The sequence below is a fragment of the Desulfoscipio sp. XC116 genome (assembly GCF_039851975.1).
Taxonomy (GTDB): Bacteria; Bacillota; Desulfotomaculia; order Desulfotomaculales; family Desulfallaceae; genus Sporotomaculum.
Map to the genome: position 1 here is coordinate 3,029,128 of NZ_CP156660.1, position 19,895 is coordinate 3,049,022.

18 protein-coding genes are annotated in these 19,895 nt (G+C 47.7%); 8 read left to right on the forward strand and 10 right to left on the reverse strand.

Features of this window, described 5'->3' with window-relative positions; translation table 11 throughout:
- The first annotated feature begins 700 nt into the window (after positions 1–700).
- Entirely contained in the window at positions 701–2,821 is a 2,121-nt protein-coding gene (locus ABDB91_RS14490) for an acetate--CoA ligase family protein (protein WP_347488418.1), read from the forward strand.
- Positions 2,822–3,284: 463 nt separating this feature from the next.
- On the forward strand, positions 3,285–4,037 hold the full coding sequence (locus ABDB91_RS14495) for a tetratricopeptide repeat protein (protein WP_347488419.1): 753 nt from the start codon (positions 3,285–3,287) through the stop codon (positions 4,035–4,037).
- A gap of 171 nt (positions 4,038–4,208) precedes the next feature.
- Here the strand turns inward: ABDB91_RS14495 and ABDB91_RS14500 are convergent, their stop codons facing one another.
- The 3 genes from ABDB91_RS14500 to ABDB91_RS14510 all read right to left on the reverse strand — a co-directional run bounded on the left by ABDB91_RS14500 (position 4,209) and on the right by ABDB91_RS14510 (position 6,472).
- On the reverse strand, positions 4,209–5,135 hold the full coding sequence (locus tag ABDB91_RS14500) for a complex I NDUFA9 subunit family protein (protein ID WP_347488420.1): 927 nt from the start codon (positions 5,133–5,135) through the stop codon (positions 4,209–4,211).
- 124 nt (positions 5,136–5,259) lie between these two features.
- On the reverse strand, positions 5,260–5,850 hold the full coding sequence (locus ABDB91_RS14505; RefSeq protein ID WP_347488421.1) for a stage II sporulation protein M: 591 nt from the start codon (positions 5,848–5,850) through the stop codon (positions 5,260–5,262).
- 235 nt (positions 5,851–6,085) lie between these two features.
- Positions 6,086–6,472 carry a hypothetical protein gene (locus tag ABDB91_RS14510; RefSeq protein ID WP_347488422.1) on the reverse strand — a complete coding sequence of 129 codons (387 nt, stop codon included), beginning with the start codon at positions 6,470–6,472 and terminating at the stop codon, positions 6,086–6,088.
- 197 nt (positions 6,473–6,669) lie between these two features.
- Between ABDB91_RS14510 and trkA the strand changes: the two genes are divergently transcribed.
- The 3 genes from trkA to ABDB91_RS14525 all read left to right on the forward strand — a co-directional run bounded on the left by trkA (position 6,670) and on the right by ABDB91_RS14525 (position 10,925).
- Entirely contained in the window at positions 6,670–8,025 is a 1,356-nt protein-coding gene (gene trkA / locus ABDB91_RS14515) for a Trk system potassium transporter TrkA (RefSeq protein ID WP_347488423.1), read from the forward strand.
- Positions 8,018–9,460 carry a TrkH family potassium uptake protein gene (locus ABDB91_RS14520; protein WP_347488424.1) on the forward strand — a complete coding sequence of 481 codons (1,443 nt, stop codon included), beginning with the start codon at positions 8,018–8,020 and terminating at the stop codon, positions 9,458–9,460. Before trkA ends, ABDB91_RS14520 begins: the two co-directional genes overlap by 8 nt.
- A gap of 220 nt (positions 9,461–9,680) precedes the next feature.
- Positions 9,681–10,925, forward strand: a complete 1,245-nt coding sequence (locus tag ABDB91_RS14525; RefSeq protein ID WP_347488425.1) for an OFA family MFS transporter — start codon at positions 9,681–9,683, stop codon at positions 10,923–10,925.
- Between the two features lie 231 nt (positions 10,926–11,156).
- Here the strand turns inward: ABDB91_RS14525 and ABDB91_RS14530 are convergent, their stop codons facing one another.
- The 5 genes from ABDB91_RS14530 to ABDB91_RS14550 form a co-directional block, all read right to left on the reverse strand.
- Positions 11,157–11,537: a DUF4363 family protein gene (locus tag ABDB91_RS14530; protein WP_347488426.1), complete on the reverse strand. Its 381-nt coding sequence runs from the start codon at positions 11,535–11,537 to the stop codon at positions 11,157–11,159.
- On the reverse strand, positions 11,534–12,226 hold the full coding sequence (locus ABDB91_RS14535; protein WP_347488427.1) for a DUF421 domain-containing protein: 693 nt from the start codon (positions 12,224–12,226) through the stop codon (positions 11,534–11,536). The genes ABDB91_RS14530 and ABDB91_RS14535 overlap by 4 nt, the downstream gene beginning before the upstream one ends.
- A gap of 21 nt (positions 12,227–12,247) precedes the next feature.
- Positions 12,248–14,794 (reverse strand): alpha-glucan family phosphorylase, encoded by a 2,547-nt coding sequence (gene glgP, locus ABDB91_RS14540; protein ID WP_347488428.1) that lies wholly within the window; start codon positions 14,792–14,794, stop codon positions 12,248–12,250.
- A 190-nt stretch (positions 14,795–14,984) separates the two neighbouring features.
- A complete protein-coding gene (locus ABDB91_RS14545) occupies positions 14,985–15,293 on the reverse strand; it encodes a zinc-ribbon domain containing protein (protein ID WP_347488429.1) in 309 nt (102 codons plus the stop codon).
- Between the two features lie 156 nt (positions 15,294–15,449).
- A complete protein-coding gene (locus ABDB91_RS14550; protein WP_347488430.1) occupies positions 15,450–15,989 on the reverse strand; it encodes a hypothetical protein in 540 nt (179 codons plus the stop codon).
- A 245-nt stretch (positions 15,990–16,234) separates the two neighbouring features.
- On the opposite strand from ABDB91_RS14550, the gene ABDB91_RS14555 reads away from it, so the two are divergent.
- A complete protein-coding gene (locus ABDB91_RS14555) occupies positions 16,235–17,110 on the forward strand; it encodes a DegV family protein (RefSeq protein WP_347488431.1) in 876 nt (291 codons plus the stop codon).
- A 62-nt stretch (positions 17,111–17,172) separates the two neighbouring features.
- Positions 17,173–17,622 carry a DUF188 domain-containing protein gene (locus ABDB91_RS14560; RefSeq protein ID WP_347488432.1) on the forward strand — a complete coding sequence of 150 codons (450 nt, stop codon included), beginning with the start codon at positions 17,173–17,175 and terminating at the stop codon, positions 17,620–17,622.
- Between the two features lie 75 nt (positions 17,623–17,697).
- Here the strand turns inward: ABDB91_RS14560 and ABDB91_RS14565 are convergent, their stop codons facing one another.
- Positions 17,698–17,997 carry a thiamine-binding protein gene (locus ABDB91_RS14565; RefSeq protein WP_347488433.1) on the reverse strand — a complete coding sequence of 100 codons (300 nt, stop codon included), beginning with the start codon at positions 17,995–17,997 and terminating at the stop codon, positions 17,698–17,700.
- A gap of 76 nt (positions 17,998–18,073) precedes the next feature.
- Positions 18,074–18,712 (reverse strand): thiamine diphosphokinase, encoded by a 639-nt coding sequence (locus tag ABDB91_RS14570; RefSeq protein WP_347488434.1) that lies wholly within the window; start codon positions 18,710–18,712, stop codon positions 18,074–18,076.
- A 344-nt stretch (positions 18,713–19,056) separates the two neighbouring features.
- Here ABDB91_RS14570 and ABDB91_RS14575 point away from each other — a divergent pair, with 344 nt between their 5' ends.
- Positions 19,057–19,788: a PspA/IM30 family protein gene (locus ABDB91_RS14575; protein WP_347488435.1), complete on the forward strand. Its 732-nt coding sequence runs from the start codon at positions 19,057–19,059 to the stop codon at positions 19,786–19,788.
- Positions 19,789–19,895: the final 107 nt, after the last annotated feature.

Consider the following 19,895-nt stretch of genomic DNA (forward strand, 5'->3'; position numbering starts at 1 on the left):
GGAAAATATAAAAGCCCGTCGCACGTCCCCTCAGGGACGAAAGCGACGGGCTGCTTCCGCGGTACCACCCCGGTTGACCCGACAAACAACGGGCCCCCTTATATCAAGATACGGGAAAATACTCCACCGCGGCAATAAATCAAAAAGCCTCTCATCCCAAGGGACGAGAGGCTGTGCCACCGCGTTACCACCCTAGTTGACCCGCTAAATAAAAGTCGGGTCCACTTGGCAAGGTACGGGAATAAATCCGATACCCCCTGCCCTGTAACGTGGGAAGAATACGTCCTGACCTACTTACCGCATCGGTTTCAGCCGGCTTCTCCGGAGAGAACTTCAGATGGTCATAACCCGGGAACGCTTCCAGTCGGTGACGCTCCCTCCCTGGGGGCCTGTTTCCAGCCTACTTTTCTCCTTCATGGAATTTATTCAATCTTAATATGTATATTAATATATCACCGGAAAGCATTTTTAGCAAGTATTATGCAAAAAATGCTTTCAAGAAGCACCTGCCAATTTATCCATACCCGATTAGCGTATATTCATGACCTCCAACACCGGTATAAATTTGTTTTGTTGTTTATTGATTTCTAATTGCCTATCTGTGCTAAAATATTGCTAGTTCACACATTAACGTTCATCGGCAACTAACTATTTTCTTACGCACTTAATATTCTAAATTTTAAAACTTCGGAGGTCGAAAATGACACATACTATTTTGAATTCCTTTATTAACCCAAAGTCAGTGGCCCTGATTGGGGTTTCCTCGCGTACCGGGCCGGGCACCTTTAACGTACTCGAAAGAATGCTGACCAACGGCTACCAGGGCGCAATTTACCCCGTTAATCCCCGGGGCGGCAGCATACTGGGCGTTAAAGCCTACCAGTCGGTAATACACATTGACGCGCCTGTGGACCTGGCCGTTATTGCCACCCCGCGCACCGCCGTGCCCGAGACAGTCAAACAGTGTGTGCAAAAGGGTATTGAAGCCGTCGTCATTATTACTCAGGGTTTTTCCGACGCCGACGACGAAGCGGGCATGCAAATGCACCATGAAATAGTTGACATTATCCGGGATACTAAAACCAGAGTGGTAGGCCCCAACACTTTAGGTGTCATTAACACTTTCATTAACTTCGATACATCCTTTGTGTCCTTTAATACCCGCACCAGCCCGGTGGGAGTAATCTGTCAATCGGGTATTTTCCTGGCCGCGTCGCAGGATTTCAGCGGCGGCATGGGCATTGGCATCGATATAGGCAACACCTCCGACATCGGTTTTACCGAATGTATGGAATACCTGGCAGATGATGACCGCATTAAAGTAATTAACCTGCACATGGAAGGACTGCGCGACGGACACCGGTTCCTGGCCGCCGCGCGCCGGATTGCCTCTCAAAAGCCGGTGTTGGCGCTTAAAACCGGCAGCAGTGAGGAAGGGGCCCGTGCGGCCAGCTCCCACAGCGGCTCACTGGCGGGCGAAGATGCCGTATTTTCCGCCGCCTTTGCCCAAAGCGGTATTATCCGGGTAGAGAATTCGGCCCGCTTGGTTGAATTAAACCAGACATTTATCACCTATCAGGAAATGAAGGGTAAGCGCATCGGTTTTATAACTATTAGCGGCGGCGCCGGTATTTTAGCCGTGGATGCCTGCAGCAAATACGGGCTTAAGCCTGCCTGCCTGTCCGACCAAACCACGACAGCGCTGGACAATGTTTTTCCGGACTGGATGAAAACAGGCAATCCGGCGGATATATGGCCGGCGGGCATGGCCAAAGGATACGAGAAGATCACCGCGCTGGCCCTGGACAACATGCTGGCCGATAGCAATGTGGACGCGGTACTGTGTATCACCCCGGCCTACCTTGACCCGGACGAGGACCCTCTAAATACCATCGATCTGGTTAACGAGACAGCCGCCCGTTACCCGCATAAGCCAACCGCACTGTGGATATTCGGACCGCACAAGCAGCGGTACGCGGAAAAATTCCGGGCCGCACAAGCAGCGGTGGCTTACAGTTCCCCCGACAGCGCCCTGTATTGCCTGGCCAAGCTATACCAGTACCATAGTACGATAAAAGGAAAGCAATATACCGTCTGCCCGGCACCGCGGGATATCGACCGCGCCCGTGCGGCTGCAATAATAAATGAAGGCATGAACGGACGCCTCGCTGCTCTGAATGAACAAGCCCTCGACGTGGTGGAAGCGTATGGCATACCCGCTGTCAAACGGGGTCTGGTGCAAAGCCGGGAACAAGCGCTGCAGCTGGCGGAAGATTTCGGTTATCCCATCGCTTTGAAAATAGCGTCTCCCGATATTACCCATAAATCCGATGCGGGAGGGGTAATGCTTAATATCCAATCCGGCCAAGAGCTGGCCGGCGCTTACGATAAAATTATACAAAACATCATGGCCTGTAAGCCAGATGCCCGTATTGAAGGGGTGCTGGTACAAACCCAAATTACCGGAGGCACCGAGGTAATCCTGGGCGGCCGCCAGGACCCCCAATTCGGCCCGGTGCTGGTTTTCGGTCTGGGCGGGATTTATACCGAGCTGGTTCGGGACGTAACCTTCCGGGTAGCTCCGGTAACTCCGGACGAGGCATTGGCAATGATTAAAGAAACCCTGGCATACAAAATTTTATCAGGTGCCCGCGGCCAAACGCCCGGAGATATTAAAAGGCTGGTGGAATGTATAGTACGCATGGGCACAATGCTATGCGAGAACCCGGAAATTGCCGAAGTGGATATAAACCCGCTGCTGGTAAAACCGGATAGCTGCCTGGCTCTGGACGCCAGGATAATACCCGCATATCAAGAATAACCTTTCTTAAGTGAACTTGTTCAGCTAAAGCTAAACATCGGGGCCTCGGACGGGGATTCTACCCCACCTGAAATAAAAATAGGAAGGGAGTGTCGCAAAACTACTTTCTTGGAGTAGTGAGCGACCCTCCCTTTCCCAGGTGCAGCCAATTATTGCGATAATAATCCGCTATCTTTACAAAAGGCTGCTGCACTATGAACTATTTAGTCCGCTGTGCAACAGCCCTTTTGGAATTTAATTAAAACATTTGAACCATTAGTTGGCACGGGGAATGGAATATAGAGAACCACCCCCGTGCTTCTCCAACGTCCCCCCGTCTTAACGCTTTCATTATTTGACCGGGCATAATTTCGTAACGCCTATCATATAAACTGACCTTGATAATATATTAATAAGCAGGAAATCAGCTTGCAGAGCTAAAAGTATAATGTATTAATCAGGTGGTTTACAAGGATGTGACGGCATGGAAAGAAATGTGGCCAAACACGTGCTGGCCGACGTTTTTTTAATTACCCACGGTGCCAAGGGCGAGCAGGAAACCAGGGTCATGTATGAATTATTAAGACGGTCCTATCGTTTAAGACAAATGGTGTGGCATGAAGAATGCCTGCAAGCGGCCTGGGAACAGTACAAATATTGGTTGCACTCCAACAGCTCATTTAAAATACCGGTCCGGTCAAAACCGAAAAGCCGCTTACGCAAAAAATATACCGAGCCTTTCTATCCCATCAGACTGGAAAAGAGAGGACGCCTGGAATGGGAATTTGCTTGGCCCAGTGAAGTGCTTAACTTAACAAGCAAACTTAATCTTGGTTGCGAATACCTGGAAAATGACGATACAAACAAAGCAAAGCGCATCTTCAACAGTATTATACAGGAATGTCCATACTTCATTGACGTCCATAATCATCTGGCAATGATAGAGTGGGATGCCGGGAATATAATCCGGGCCGAAAGCCATTACAGTCAGGCCTATGAAATTGGACGTTCAGTACTGTCAGCCGATTTTCGGGGCAAGCTGCCCTGGGGATGGGTGGAAAACCGCCCCTTCCTGCGCGCCATACATGGTCTGGCGCTGGTTAAGCTGCGCCAGGACGACATTAAAAACGCCCAAAAGTTATTGGACTGGTTGATTAAACTGGAACCCGAAGATTTTTTGGGAGTACGCTCTATAATTAAAGATATCAAGAAGGGAATAGTACCCTGGAATGAGTAAAAGATTACGAAAAAGGTGAACATATGTCAAAGCCCATAAATGATAAGGCGTTAACTTCAAAAATTCTTGTGGCTATGGCCGGGTTCATCGGTTCTCAAGCCATCACCGGAAGGTGTGGAATATTTTTTTTGCATGGCTGGTAGTTGGAAGTGTATACACCGCCAACTACATTTAACCGTTCCCGGTTATCCTGGACTTTGACTGGCCAGACAAATATTTTAACCCGTTATGCAAAGCCCTGGGCCTAAAACCAAAATTGTTTTCCACCGCGTTCAAATCAGTAGTATTATCCACATCCATTTGTTTAAGCTCAACCGGAGAAACGGGCGGGTCCCGCAAAATACTGCCCATCAGCGGTACCACCAGGCGCATCAGCGGCATCGGCACATATAGTTTATAGCGCTTTTCCCCCAAGCATTCCAATAAACGGTCCAGCATTTGCACATAGCTTAAATGCTCGGGACCGCCTATTTCTATAACCCGGCCCACCATACCGGAATTTTCACATACCCGCGCCAGGCAGCGCACCACATCTTCCGCCGCAATAGGTTGAAATAAAGTGTTTCCCCGGCCTGGAACAGGTACAAACGGTCTGGGAAACATTTGCAGCGACTGAATCATGCGATTAAAAAAATTAAATCCTGATCCGTAAATCACCGACGGGCGTAATATAGTCCACTCCAGACCGCTCTGTCTGACGGCCTCCTCGCCCCGCCATTTGGAATATATATACTCATACCGGGAATTGTCACAAACACCCAGGGCGCTCATATGAATAAAATGCTTTACTCCGGCCTGGCCGGCGGCAATTACTAGATTTAGAGTGCCTTCTACATTGATATGTTCAAAAGTTTGATCACCGTGTTCTCTGATAACAGCCACCAAATGAATAACCTTGTCCGCACCATGGCAAGCTTTTTTTACCGCCTCCGGGTCGTTAATCTCTCCCCGAACTAATTCAATACCAGAGGGTAAAACCTCACCGGCCTTTTGAGGCGTTCGGACCAGGCAGCGCACGGCACAGCCTTTTTCCACCAAAGTACGCACCAAATATCTTCCCACCAGGCCCGTACCACCGGTTACAAGTATCACAGGCATCCCTTCCTTTCCCGCTTAAATCCACCCGGGCCATCCAAGTCCGCCGATGCCCGGTTTATAATACCGGCATAGTCATATATTTGTTATCAGGGGGTTAAATTCCTTTAAATAACCCTAAATTAACTCATGATAAAAACCGGTATATCAAAAGCGGTGTAATAAAGGTTTCCACAGCAGCCGCCAAAACCAGCAAAGGCCAGATGACCACCAAATAAGTTTTTAACACGCGATTCACTACGCGCTCTCCTTGGCCGCGCAGGCGGCGGTAGTAAAAGCTGGCCCCCGCGGCAAGAAAAAGTGCTCCCAGTTCCGGTATCCCGTGGGGCAAAAGTCCGAACAGCCAAATTTGAAAGCTGTAATGTTGAAATAAAACCGCCTGCGTTTTGACGGTAAACCCACCGATAGCACCGTTTAGCAACAAAATAAACACCGGCCAAACATTATAGGTAATTATCCCCAGCACCAGCACAGTAAAACTCACCATACTGTTCCTGGCTAAAATGAAAAGAAACAGATTTTCCGGCAAACCTTCGCCAAAAGGATTGGCCAATATAATATCCCGCACTGTGCTGTAATACTCCATAGCTCTGTCGGAAACCAGTACGGCGGCAATATAGCCAATATAAACCGCTACCGCAAATATAGCCAAGCAAATCAAGCTTTCTCGCTGGTAATACCTTACCTGCCGCCATTCTTCGGTAAACAAGTTTAACAAGTATCATCACCTCTTTACGATCATAAACTATCCTGAAAAAGCTCAGGGTTCTTTTTTTCCGCTATGCTTTTAACTGTCATTGCGAGCGTAAGCAAAGCAATCCCAAACTCCGAAGCGGGTCCACCAAAGAAATGCGGGCTGCAAAGCGGAGATTGCCACGTCGCTTCGCTCCTCGCAATGACAAACTAACTATATTTTCATCCTTTTGCCGGTGCCGCACAAGCGGCATTGACGTCTATTTAGTTTTACAGCTTTTTCGCTTGCTGTTACTATTTTTTTTCCTTGCCGGCTCAAAACTATTATATAACTCAAACAATTCCGGTTGGTAGCTGTGTTGTCTATAAACTTCTCCGTAAGGACAACCCGGCGGACGTTTAGCTAAATCCAACATCTTATAATAGTCAAGACCGGACAAACGGCTTACATAATGAAGCAAACAGAATCCCGGCCGCAAATCATCCCCTTGAAAAAATCTGAACTGCATGGCCTTTTGTCTGCCGCGGGTATCATAATAAGCAGTAATAAGCTGCATCGCCGGGATAGATTTGAAATCATCGGCCACCGGCAGTTCATCAATATAGACCATCCAAAAACCACTACCAAGATACCAAATATCGTTCACTTTTGTCACCTCTGCATAATACTATAACATACAATTTTTGCCTCTTAAAGCACTTGAAGCAACTTCTCAATTCGGGAAGAGATTAAAATTTAACTACTGTCATACCGGCTAGAAAAATACATTGCTAAATATCAATCTTTAACTTATACTAATTAATTATTGAATAAAAAACACCTGCAGGATTGAAGGTGCTTATATTGAAAACCACTATCATAGGAGCGGGCAAAGTAGGTAAAGAAATTGCCGCCAGACTATTGATAGAAGGTCACGACTTAGTCATTATTGATAAAAATGAGTCGAAACTACAAAAAATTGAGGAAGATTTTGATTGCCACTGCATCAAAGGCAGCGGTTCCACAGCCAAAACCCTCAGCGCTCCCGTTGTTGCGGAAAGTGAGCTGCTCATTGCAGTAACCAACAGTGACGAAGTTAACATGATTGCCTGCATGACAGCCAAGCGGATTGGTATACCGCGCGCCGTAGCCCGTATCAGGGACCCTGACTATTCAAAAAATTTAATTATAAGCAAAGAAGACCTGGGTATCGACCTGATTATTAATCCGGACTATTCGGCGGCAATGGAAATCAATCGTTTTCTCACCCTGGCCCTGCCGGTGCATATGGAACCCTTTGCCAGAGGCCGGGTGCAGTTGGCGGATATATCTGTCCATGAAAGCATGACAGTATTCGCCAACAAAAAACTAATGGACATGGAAATTCCCCGGTCACTGCTAATTGTAGCCATATCTCGCAATGGAGACATGATTATCCCCGGCGGACGGGATATTGTTTTACCCGGCGATACAATTTACCTGCTGGGACATTCGGATATAATCAACAAGATTTGCGCCAAGGTTAAAAAGAAACGGCAAAAAGTACAAACCGTAATGATACTGGGCGGTGGACGTACCGGCTTTTATCTGGCGGAAAGGCTTTGCGCCCAGGGCATGAAAGTCAAAGTCATTGAACAAAACAACGAACGGTGCCGTGAGCTGGCTGAAAAACTACCCGAGGCCTTAATTTTATGTGCTGACGGTTCAGACTTGGATTTACTGCGCCGGGAAGGTATCAAAGATACAGACGGCTTTGTCACCGTTACCGGTCTTGATGAAGAAAACTTATTGCTGGCTCTTTTAGCCAAGCAAATGGGCGCCAAAAGAGTCATAGCCAAGATCAGCCGCCCGGGATACGCGCCTCTGGTTGAACAATTGGGGGTGGACTGCGCTATCAGCCCGCGCCTGATCACAGCCGGAGAGATATTGCGTTTCATCAGAGGCGGCCGCTTACTGTCTCTTTTCCTGCTGCTTAATGAAAAAGCCGAGGTCATTGAACTTTTCGTGCAGCCCGGCAGCAAAATTGCGGGCCGCGCCTTACACAGATCCGGCCTGCCGACCGGGACCATTATTGGAACTATTATGCGAGGCAACAAGGTAATTATTCCTCAGGGTAATGATGTTATTAAGGAAAATGACCGTTTAGTTGTATTTGCCCTGGGGCATAACGTACACATTATTGAATCAATGTGCGGTCTTGGAGGAGTTCAGCTTGAATAAGCCACTAATTTTGCGTACACTGGGCTTGGTTCTACTCTGTGAAGCCGGGGCTATGCTGCCTTCACTGGGAATTTCCTTGTATTTACAAGAAGATGCTTATATCGCCTTTAGTATATCTATTTTCGTACTGGCGCTGATTGGACTGACCCTTTCCCGCACCCAATTATACGCAAACGATGTCGGGTACCGGGAAGGGTTTATTATTGCCACCGCCAGCTGGCTGCTGCTGGCATTGTTTGGTTCGCTGCCCTTCATGATTAGCGGGGCTATCCCCGGATTCATAAACGCTTTTTTTGAAACCATGTCCGGTTTTACCACTACCGGAGCTTCTATACTTATAAACGTAGAAACCCTTCCCAGGAGTATTCTTTTTTGGCGCAGCATTACCCACTGGCTGGGCGGTATGGGTATTATCGTTTTAACTCTGGCGCTGATCCCATCACTGAAAATAGCCGGTATGAAACTGTTTCGTGCCGAAGTACCCGGTCCGGCCAAAAGTAAGGTACTACCCCGGGTAGCTCAAACCTCCAGGGAATTATATAAACTATATATCATTATCACCCTAGCAGAAATTGCCGCCCTTAAAATAGCCGGGCTGGGTTGGTTCGATTCCATTATTCATACCTTTGGCACCGTGGCTACCGGCGGTTTCTCCAATTATAACAGCAGTGTAAGCGCGTTTAATAACCCGGCGGTAGAATATATCATTATATTTTTTATGCTCATCTGCGGTATAAACTTTGCGCTTCACTTTCATGCCATGCAGGGCAATTTCCGCCCCCTGTGGAAAGACCCTGAAACAAGGTTGTACCTGGCTGTGGCTGTATCCGCCTGGCTATTGATCGGCTTTAACTTAATGGCGGCCATGGATTATCAAGCCGGAACAGCCTTGCGCCAATCGGCTTTTCAGACGGTATCCATTTTAACCACCACGGGCTTCGCCACCACCGACTATAACCTATGGCCCACCTTCAGTCAGGGTGTACTTTTCCTGCTAATGTTTATCGGCGGCTGCGCCGGCTCCACCGCAGGCGGCATAAAGAGCGTGCGTTACTTAATCCTGATTAAAAGCGCTTCCCGCCAGGTTGCCAAGCTTATTCATCCCAAAGCGGTTATCCCGGTTCGTGTCGGCCACGACGTTGTGTCCGACGAGCTGGTGGAAAGTGTGCAATCCTTTTTCTTTATTTATTTTGGACTAATGCTGGTTTGCATACTAATGATCACTGCTATGGGCATTGACCTGTTTAATGCCATATCAGCCGTGGCCGCCACCCTTGGCAATATCGGACCCGGCTTTGGCACAGTGGGCCCGGCCTCCAATTTTTCAACCATTCCGGCAGCGGGAAAACTGCTGCTGGCCATCTGCATGCTGGTGGGCCGCCTGGAAATCTACACCGTACTGGTCTTCTTCAGCGCCCGGCTATGGCGTTCATAAGTACAGGGGGGCAGTAATTTCACCCCCCGACTTCCGTCTCACCGGTTGTATATCAAAGGCAGCGGTTTAGATAACCATACCTGTTTTAACTCCAACCACTTACTTTATAATATAGCACATCAATATAATAATGCGGCTATTAGACTGAATTTTATTAATTTTCTGTAATTTATATACTATTATAATCTCAGGATAAAAATAAACTTGGGAGGTGCGGTTAATGTCTCAACTAACCAGTTCCAGGGCCTGGACGATCACCTTCGCCGGAGCGGGAATCAACCTGGCTCTGGGCGTTCTTTACTCCTGGAGCGTGTTTGGCGCGGCACTTATTGATCAGTACGGTTGGACCAAAACGGAATCATCTATTCCTTACACCCTGGCCTGTGTCATTTTTGCTATTTGCATGGTTCCCGCGGGACGCTGGCTTGACAAATCAGGTCCGCGGGTAGTGGCCACGGTGGCTGCCTTCCTCTGCGGCGCCGGTATGCTGGTAGCCGGTATGGCGCAATCGGTAAGTCTTGTTGCGGTAGGCTTTGGCCTGCTGGTCGGAGCCGCCATGGGGTTTGGCTATGCCGCCCCCACCCCGGCGGCTGTCAAGTGGTTTCAGCCCCATAAAAAAGGTCAAATTGCCGGTTTGGTGGTGGCCGGTTTCGGCCTGGCATCAGTGTATATCGCGCCCATGACGAACTACTTTTTAGCTACGTTTGGCGTTTCTAAAACATTTTTCATTGAAGCGGCAATATTCTTTACCGTTATTGTTATACTGGCTCAGTTCCTGGCCTTTCCACCCGCACAAAACTTTGTACCTTTCGGAGGCCCGCCGCCTGCCAGTACAGCCAAAGCGTCCGCCGGCTACACCAAGAAAAACTATACACCCGGTGAAATGGTTAAAACTTCCCAATTTTATCAACTCTGGCTGATGTTTTGCTTTGCAGCTTCCGCAGGACTGCTGATCATTGGACATCTGGCTAAAATATCCCAAATTCAAGGCGGTATTAACTGGGGATTTGCACTGGTGGCTGTACTGGCCATAGCCAACGCCGGCGGCAGGATCTTAGCCGGATTTATATCCGACCGTCTGGGCCGGACCAATACCATGCTGCTGGTGTTCAGTATTCAAGCTATTAACATGTTTGCGTTCTCATATTATAGCTCAGCGCAGCTGCTGCTGCTGGGATCAGTTTTAACCGGTCTGGCTTACGGTTCATTGCTTACCCTGTTCCCATCGGCCACCTATGATTTCTTTGGCATGAAAAACGCGGGCATCAACTACGGCCTGGTATTCACCGCCTGGGGCGCGGCAGCACTGGTAGGCCCGATTATCGCCGGACAGGTGGCCGATGCCACCGGTGGATACGGCACCAGCTATATCATCTCCGGCGTACTGCTTCTGATCGCCGCGTTAGTCACATTCTTTACCAAGGCGCCTCAACCCGTAGTTCATCAAAAAGCATTGGAAACTTAGAATGTAATTTTATATTCGTAACGCAGCAGCTTTTTATAAAGCTATCGGGCTATTATCAAAATAATTCGCTGAATTTAATTTTATAAAGGAAAGGGAGCGTCGCTCACTGCTCTAGGAAAGTAGTTTCGCGACACTCCCTTTTTACTGAAATATAAGCGCGCATCCTTCCGGCAGCGTACTTAGCAGCACTCTGTTCTGAAAAAACTCAAGAGCGCTTTTAGAACCAGGCATTTAAAAAATATTTTTTAAGTTAACCTTTTCCTTTTCCGGAATATGCTCCAACATTTGCTTAAGTACCGCCAATTCACCTGAAGCCATGGCGCGATTCCGCACCTTTATATACTGTTTTATACGGGCCAGGGCCATATCAATATTATCAATTTCCTGATGATCAATAACCATGGCCCACCACCCTTTATGCTTATGCCATAATATTTCCACTCTTTCGATTCCGGCACCGGCATCCTCCCAGTTATCGCCGGCTATAGCCGTTTCCAGCCCGTCAAACCCGGCTACCAAGTCATCTGTAGTACTATCCAGCTTATCCAGTGTAATAAGGCTGACTGACAGCGCCAGCAGCAGCACAATCACCACCGCTACATAAATCCTCATGCCCGGCCACCATCCAACTCAGCTTTCAACTGATAAAACAGTTTTCCCGCCGTATCCAAACTGGCAAAAAAAACTTTTTTAAAATCATTAATACCAAATTTGCGCAGTTCCGTTATCAGCCATTCTCTGGTCAGATTAACCTTGCGCAGATTCTGCTCGTTTAACTGGCCGTCAATAATCAGCGTCAAAGGCATGCCTTCATACAAGGTTTTAATTTGTAAATCTTCGGGCTGAAGAGCCCGCTTTTGCGACTTGGGTATTACGCTGAGCTGGCCGTTGGTTTCTAAAATCGCAAATTCCACATCAGCCAGGTTAGGGTAGCTTTTAGCCCGCAACTGTTCCAGCAAGTCATTAACATTATAGCGCAAATACCTTAGTTCCGCTTCAACCAGCTTGCCATTGGCCACTACTACGCTGGGCTTGCCGCAAATAACTCCCCGTGCCTTCAAACTCTTCATGGAAACATACGACAGGGTCACCTGGGCCGTCATTAATATAATAATGGGAATAATACCGCTAAGCAGCGGTATACCGGTATTCTGCATAGGTATGGCAGCCAGATCGGCAATCATCAATGCTACTACCAGCTCAAATGGCTGCAGCTGCCCAATTTCCCGTTTGCCCATGATACGCATAACGGTAACCACGGCAATATATAGAATTAGTGTTCTAATAATGATCAGCAGCATATAATCACCTATCCTGAGCAGTTAAAAACATTCCGCCCACCTCACCAGAGGTATTTCAAATTTACCGGCCATAAACTGATGGGCGGGCCTTACCCTGACAGTATAACCATAAGTACCCTGAGCCAGGGGCACTCTGCCCGTAAACCGGTAAATGCCATCTCCCTGCTTTTCCTTTAATTCCATGGCAATAGTATTTAGATTACTGATATAAGGTCCTTTATCACTTCCCAGAGCAATCTCCACGGCCACTTCCGACGGCTTGATAGGGCCCAGCTTAACCACCGATTCCACCGCCAGCTCCTCACCGGCCTGCATATCCCATCTGCCATTGGTCTCAGTGCGTTCAACCTTTACATGATGCCAGTTGTCCTGGATAAACCTTTTAAAACGGCAAGCCTGTTCAGCCGCTGCATAGTTTGACTCCATAAAAGCAATGCCCCGGTCAACAGCCATTGTATAAAGCCTTTCCGTATACTCCATTACCATCCGGGCGGTGCTGAAAAAAGGAATTATTGTACGCATGGAATTGCGCATCATGGAAACCCACCGGCCGGGAATATCATTTTGCCGGTCATAGTAAATAGGTATTACTTTTTCCTCAAGCACCTTATACAGATAATGGATATCGCTCCTATCCTGCTGCATTTCATTTAATTGCAAATCACCGGGATTACCTATAGCAAAACCGTTTTTGCCGTTGTAAGCTTCGGGCCACCACCCATCCAGCACACTGCAGTGCAACACACCGTTCATAGCGGCTTTCATACCGCTGGTGCCGCTTGCTTCCATGGGCCAGCGCGGAGTGTTGAGCCATACATCCACACCGTGTACCAAGTGACGGGCTACATTGATGTCATAGTTCTCTAAAAACACTATTTTGCCTCTAAAAGGTTCCTCTTGAGAATAATCGACAATTTTTTTAATTAGTTCCTGGCCGGCACCGTCCATTGGGTGAGCCTTGCCCGCAAACACTATCTGCACCGGCTTATCCAAATTATTTAACATGGCCGCCAGACGGTCCGGATCACTGAATATTAGCATGGCCCGTTTGTAAGTGGCAAAACGGCGAGCAAAACCAATCGTTAACGCTTGCGGCAGCAAAACCCCGCCGGCCTCGGCAATCAGTGCTTCGGACTCGTGATTACGCCGTCGTTTTTGCTGGATACTATCCCTGACATACCGGATGGCACGATCCTTTAACCGCAAATGGGTATCCCAAATTACCTGATCGGGGATATCGTTAAACCGCTGCCACAATGCCGCACCGGTCACCTGATCCGCCCAATTTTTCCCCAGGTGTTTACTGAAAATATTTTTCCACGTTTCGTCGATCCAGGAACCGGTATGCACCCCGTTGGTCACCGAGGTAACCGGAACCTCCTCCACCGGTATGGCGGGATAAAAACGGTGCAACATCTGGCGGGTCACTTCTCCGTGCAGTTTACTGACCCCATTGCAAAAACCCGCCATGCGCATAGCCAAAACCGTCATGTTAAACTCGTTTTGTTCGGCGTCCCAACCTAAATCCAATAATGTATCACATTCCATACCGGTATCGCGGCACAGCTCAGCCAAATATTTTTCCGCCATGTGCCGATCAAAAACATCATGCCCGGCGGGTACGGGAGTATGAGTGGTAAATATAGTGTTGGCTCGAATGGCTTCCCTGGCTGTGGACGCGGGAACTCCCTCGCTAACCATCTCCCGCAACCGCTCCAGCGTCAAAAAGGCCGCATGTCCCTCGTTAATATGCCAGGCAAACGGGGTTATTCCCAATACTCTTAATGCCCTGACCCCCCCCACACCAAGCACTATTTCCTGAATAATGCGCATTCTCCGCCCACCGCCGTACAACTGGCCGGTAACTTTACGATCCTCCTCCATGTTTAAAGGAAGATCGGTATCCAGCAGAAATAACCGCGACAATCCCACTTGTACTTTCCATATTCTTATAAACAGGGATCTGCCGGGTAGTTCCACCGCTACAGTGGTATCCAGTCCGCTATCCCCAACTACAGGCGTGACCGGTATCTCATTAAAATTCAGATCAGGATAATAAGTTTCCTGGCAACCATCTAAATTGATAATTTGGTTAAAGTAACCATGTTTGTAGAGCAAGCCTACACCTATAAACGGCAAACCCAGATCGCTGGCCGATTTTGTATGATCGCCGGCCAACACACCAAGTCCTCCGGAGTAAATCGGGCAGGATTCATGCAAGCCAAACTCCGCGGAAAAATAAGCAATAGTTTTATCTTTATAACGAGGGTGCGCTTTGCCAAACCATTTGTCTCCGTACATATAACGATCAAAGTCATTCAGTACGGTATCATATTTTTTTAAATATTCCTGATCAGCGGCCGCCTGATCCAATTCCTCCCGGCGCACCCGCAGCAAAAATTTTACCGGATTGTGCTCCACCAACTCCCAAAGTCTTGGATTGATATCTTTATACAGTTCCCTGGCCGGGCTGTGCCAGCTAAACCAAAGGTTATAAGACAAATCACGCAGACGTGCAATGCGTTCCGGCAGCGGCGGATTAACCGTAACAGTGCGGAAATAAAACATGTGATGACCTCCGTTATGTCATGTAGGATTTTTTTATTTTATCCTCGAAAAGGAAACACAATGCACGATGAAAACAAAAAACCGGCCAAGGGCATAAAACCCGTCCGCCGGTTATTATTGACACTAATAGAAACAACCATGCTATGCACTTCATACTTTTGTTGTATCATGCGAAATATATAAGCGCAACTTATGCCCAGGAACGGCTTGACCGCTTGGCTTGATAGCAATCTTTGCAATAAACCGGCCTGCTGCCATTCGGCTTGAAAGGTACACTTGTCATTGCGCCGCACTCATCACAAACCACTTCATACATTTGTCTTTCCCTTGCACCACCGGCACGGAAGTTGTTGTTCTGACGGCGTGCCTTGCGGCAGTCCGGACAGCGGGAAGGTGAGTTTTCAAAACCCTTTTCAAAGAAAAACTCTTGTTCGCCGGCTGTAAACACAAACTCCTCACCACAATCTTTACATACCAAAACCTTGTCCGAAAAAACCATACCCTGAAATTGTCCCCCTTATGAATTATTATTACCCTATGGAACCTTTGACAGATGATTCGCCTATTCATAAGCAGGACAGACAAACACCGCAAAACAATCCCATGAGTACTGATATAATAATATGAGAAAACCATCTAAATTACAATAAGCACTTTATAATTTTCTAGCCCTCAGTATAGCAGCCCATTTTCCGGGCTTTTCCGGGTCCGGTTTTTCCGTCGCTGTTGATTCCACCGCCGATACGGCAATCTCCGTTTTGGCCGGCAAGAAGTCCGCCGGATACAGGATTTCCGACCGGTATTGTTCATTTTCCAAGCGGCGACGCATTTCTAAAACCGTTTTTTCAAGCCGCTCCACCCGCTCCCAGGTGGTCTTTTTCTTTTCCGCCTCTACCAGGCACGCCAAATCCCTGAGCTTACCGCGCAGTTTAAAATTATCAGCGCTTAAACGCTCAATTTCACCGGCCATCTCCAGATATTTATCATTGCTGAACAAAGCGTTTTCCAGCTGTTCAATGCGTTCCCGGTAGATACTGTTAGTCCGGCTCAATGCTTCGTTTTCTACAATAGTGTTGCGTAATTCTTCTTCTTTTTCCTGGCTCATCGTACCTCTAACCAAGCGGTAGGTCAAAAGTGAACCCACTGCCGCGCCCGCACTCAGCCATGTTAAAATCATTGCCCCTTCTATTAGCACAACCAATCCCTCCAATATTAGTTATACTTTTTCCTATTCTAAATAAATTTGTATTTTCCTTCCAATAAAATAAATAATTGTTATCTTTTTAAAACAAGCAACTATATTTTCATCCTCTGCTAATGCCGCAAAAAACGGCATGGGTTATTTTAGTTTAATTTTAATGTTATTAAAAAAATAAAGGTGAAACATTGAGCCGCAGCGAAAATATATCGGGAAAATATGTATTAAAATGGGGGAAATTAATGTTTGCTGAAAAAATTGCGTTGATCACCGACAGCACCTGTGACCTGCCCAATGAAATATTACAGAAGCTTAATGCCTGGATGCTGCCTTTAAAAATCATTTACAAAGATCGGGTTTACGCTGATAGATTGGAAATACAGCCCCAGGAGATATACGATAACTTTTCTCTGGAGGTGCCCACCACTTCACAGCCATCGCCGGAGGAAACCCGGTCATTGTTTGAAAAGCTATGTGCCCAGGGTTTTACCCATGCCATAGCCATCCACATTTCCAGCGGCTTAAGCGGCACTTATGAAACCGTTAAAATGGTGGCCGGGCAATTCAATAAAATGAAGGTGGAAGTGATTGACTCCAAGGCCCTTTCACTGGCTCTTGGTTTTTTGGTTCAGGAAGCCAGCCAATGCATTCAAAAAGGGCTGAAATTTGAAAACATTATTGCCCGGGTACAAGAGATGCAGAAAAACGTAAAAGTTTACTTTGTGGTAAAAACTCTGGAATATTTGAAAAAAGGCGGGCGTATTGGTTATGTTGAGGGTACAGTAGGGCAGATTTTAGATATTAAGCCCATCATATCTATTAACGATGAAGGTAAGTATTATGGTTTTTGCAAAGCACGAGGCAGGAAAAAATCGATCAATAAACTAATGGATATTTTAAAGGAACAAACAGCGGGCAAAAAAATAAATCTGGCCGTGGCCCATGGCCATGCAAGGGAAGAAGCGGAAACGCTTTTGGATAAAATATTAAATATGAAGGATTTTCATATAAATGAATCCATGTTCAGCCAGTTAAGTCCCGTCATGGTGGTACATACCGGACCGGGCCTGATTGGTCTTGCTTACCACGAAGTGGACGAAGGGGCAGACACCCCCTAAATTATACCGGACATTCTACTGGCATTACACTTAATTAACAGGAGGTTTATGAAAGGAATAATATGAAAATTATAGTTGATGCCGATGCCTGTCCTAAAAATGCTCTGCTAATATGCTCCCGTCTTTCCAGTGATTACCGAATCGCTCTGCACACAATCGCCAGCTTCAACCACAATATTTGCTCCGACCACCATACTACCGTCGGCAATGCCTCTCAGGAAACCGACCTGGCCGTAATGAATATAACGGCCAGGGGCGATATTGTGGTTACCCAGGACGGCGGCCTGGCTGCTATGGTGCTGGGCAAGGGAGCTGCGGCTCTCTCTCCCGGCGGCAAAATATTCCGCAAGGAAACTATTGTTTTTCTATTGGAAGAAAGGGCAACCAAAGCCAGGCTGCGCCGAAGCGGCGGGCACACCAGGGGTCCGCGCAAGCGTACGCCGGAGGATGACAAGCAGTTTGCCGCCAGCTTGCGCAGGCTCATTGAGGAACGTAACGAAACGGACGGCTGATGAAGCAATCTCACAATGCAACACCGCATCTAACTCCAAAATCATCAGGTCGGCTATTCGATGCCCCCGGAGCGCTCAGTCACGACATGGCCTGTATTTGTCTACTTTTTCCGCCATGGTCACGCCTTCGGGCAGGTTATCTATTTTAACCAGCGTTATCACCCGGCTTGCCCCCGCGCCGATACAAGCCTGCTGAGCCTTTTTCACTATTTCCAGCAGTTCATCCAGTTCTCCTTCCATGGTAGTCTCCATAGGACCTACTTCATACGGCACACCGGACTGCTGCACCACTTCAATGGCTTTGTCCACTACCGCATAAAGGTCCCCGTCGGACACCTGCGGAAGCACCTGGAAACTAACATTAATCACCGGCATTATATCTACTCCTTTCATTTATCTCGTCATTTGAGAAGCGCATGCACATTTTTCAGGTTGGAAATATTAAAGCAGGTTAACCAACTTTAATCAACAACATCAATCCCGAGGCAATAGTAATTTCCGCCGCGTCCCCAACCAGCCGGTTGCTTATACCGTAAGGATTGCCTATACTGAAAGCGGCATCCCGCAGCGGCCACCTGGCGCCTTGCACACACACACCGGTAACTTTCTCGGTAAGCGGCAGCAGTGAAAATTCATCGCCGGGCCGGCCCTTCACCACGGCGGGCTGCCGCGGTGCCAACAGACTAATTTCGTTGTATTCATCAATAATCCTGGCGGAAACATGATTCTCCAGAGCGACCCGCAGCAGATGCACATTGGCCAAAGTATGGTCAAAACGGGTGCCGGTAGCTCCCAGGATAACCACTTCATCCGGATGTTCCGACAATACTTCCCTCAGAGCAAGTGCGGTATCGGTGTCATCCTTCTCGGGGGGATATTCCTTGATAACCACCCCCTGCCGGTAATAATTCTCCAGCAGCGAATGATCTATGGAATCCATGTCGCCAATAATAATCTGGGGGACAATGCCCAAGGCGGCCGCATACCCCGCCCCGCTGTCCACGCAAATTAGCCGATCAGCTTGAGCAAGAGCACGGGCCAGCCACTGTAAATTGTCCACTTTACCCCCGGTCAATATAACACAGCGCATTTACTCACCTTCGTTCCTAAAGATTATAAATCAGCATAGCCTTGATATTTGTTCCACCCGTATACAATTCAAGATCCGGGATCTCGAAAGCTTGATTTCATCCGTTAAGATATTTTACGAATTCTAAGATGTAACATTTACCGTCTTTCGGATACTAAATAAAGGAGGGTATTATATTACCATATTTATTTTTACATTTCAATATATTAAAACAGTGCCCCCGGCAAACATACGTCAAGAGGAAAGAGACCTTTGCGTGGTTAACCAACTGGAAACAATGGAGTTCAATTAAAAAAAGCGGTTTTGGCCGCGCTGAAAAAAGCAACCAAAAAGGAGGCGCTATTGTGGGTTTGTTTAAAAGAATCGGAGACAATATCAGGGCCAATCTGAACAGTTTGCTTGATAAGGCGGAAGATCCGGTAAAAATGCTGGAACAGTACCTGCGGGACATGGAGGATGATATTGCCGACGCCGAGTTGGCCGTAGCCAAGCAAATCGCTGTAGTTAAACGTTTGGAAAGCTCCGCCAAAGACGCCCGGGAGATGGCGGAGAAAAGAACATCCCAGGCCGTGCAAGCTCTTAAGGAAACCCGCGAAGACCTGGCCAGAAAAGCTCTGGAAGACAAAAAAATTCATGCCGGCAAGGCCGCGGATTACCAGGCACAGTACGAGCGCGCCCGGGAAGTGGCGGATAGTCTGAAAAAACAGCTGCAGGATATGAAAGATGAATTTGAAAAAATGCAGGCTAAAAAAGCCGCACTTGTAGCCAGAAACCAGGCAGCCAAAGCGCAAAAGGAAATCAATAAAACAATGTCCGGATTTAGCAGCGACAGTGCCCGTAAGGGTTTTGAGCGCATGGAAGACAAAGTGCTGCAAAACGAAGCCGAAGCGGCGGCCGGTCTCGAGCTAAGCGGTTCAAGCAAAAGCCTGGACCAGGAGCTTGCCGCACTGGGCAGCAGCGCCGGTGAGATTGAAGAAGAGCTGGCACGTTTAAAAGCGGACATACAAAAAAGTGAACTCGTTCAGCCCAAGCCGAACAGCAGGGCTTCAGATGGGGTTCCACCCCGCCTGAAGTGAAAATAGGAACCCCCACGTATAGAAGTGGGAAGGCTGGTATTTGATGAATGACTAAAATCACGCTCTAACAAGGAAGGTGGCACATCTAAAAGATGAATTATCCACGG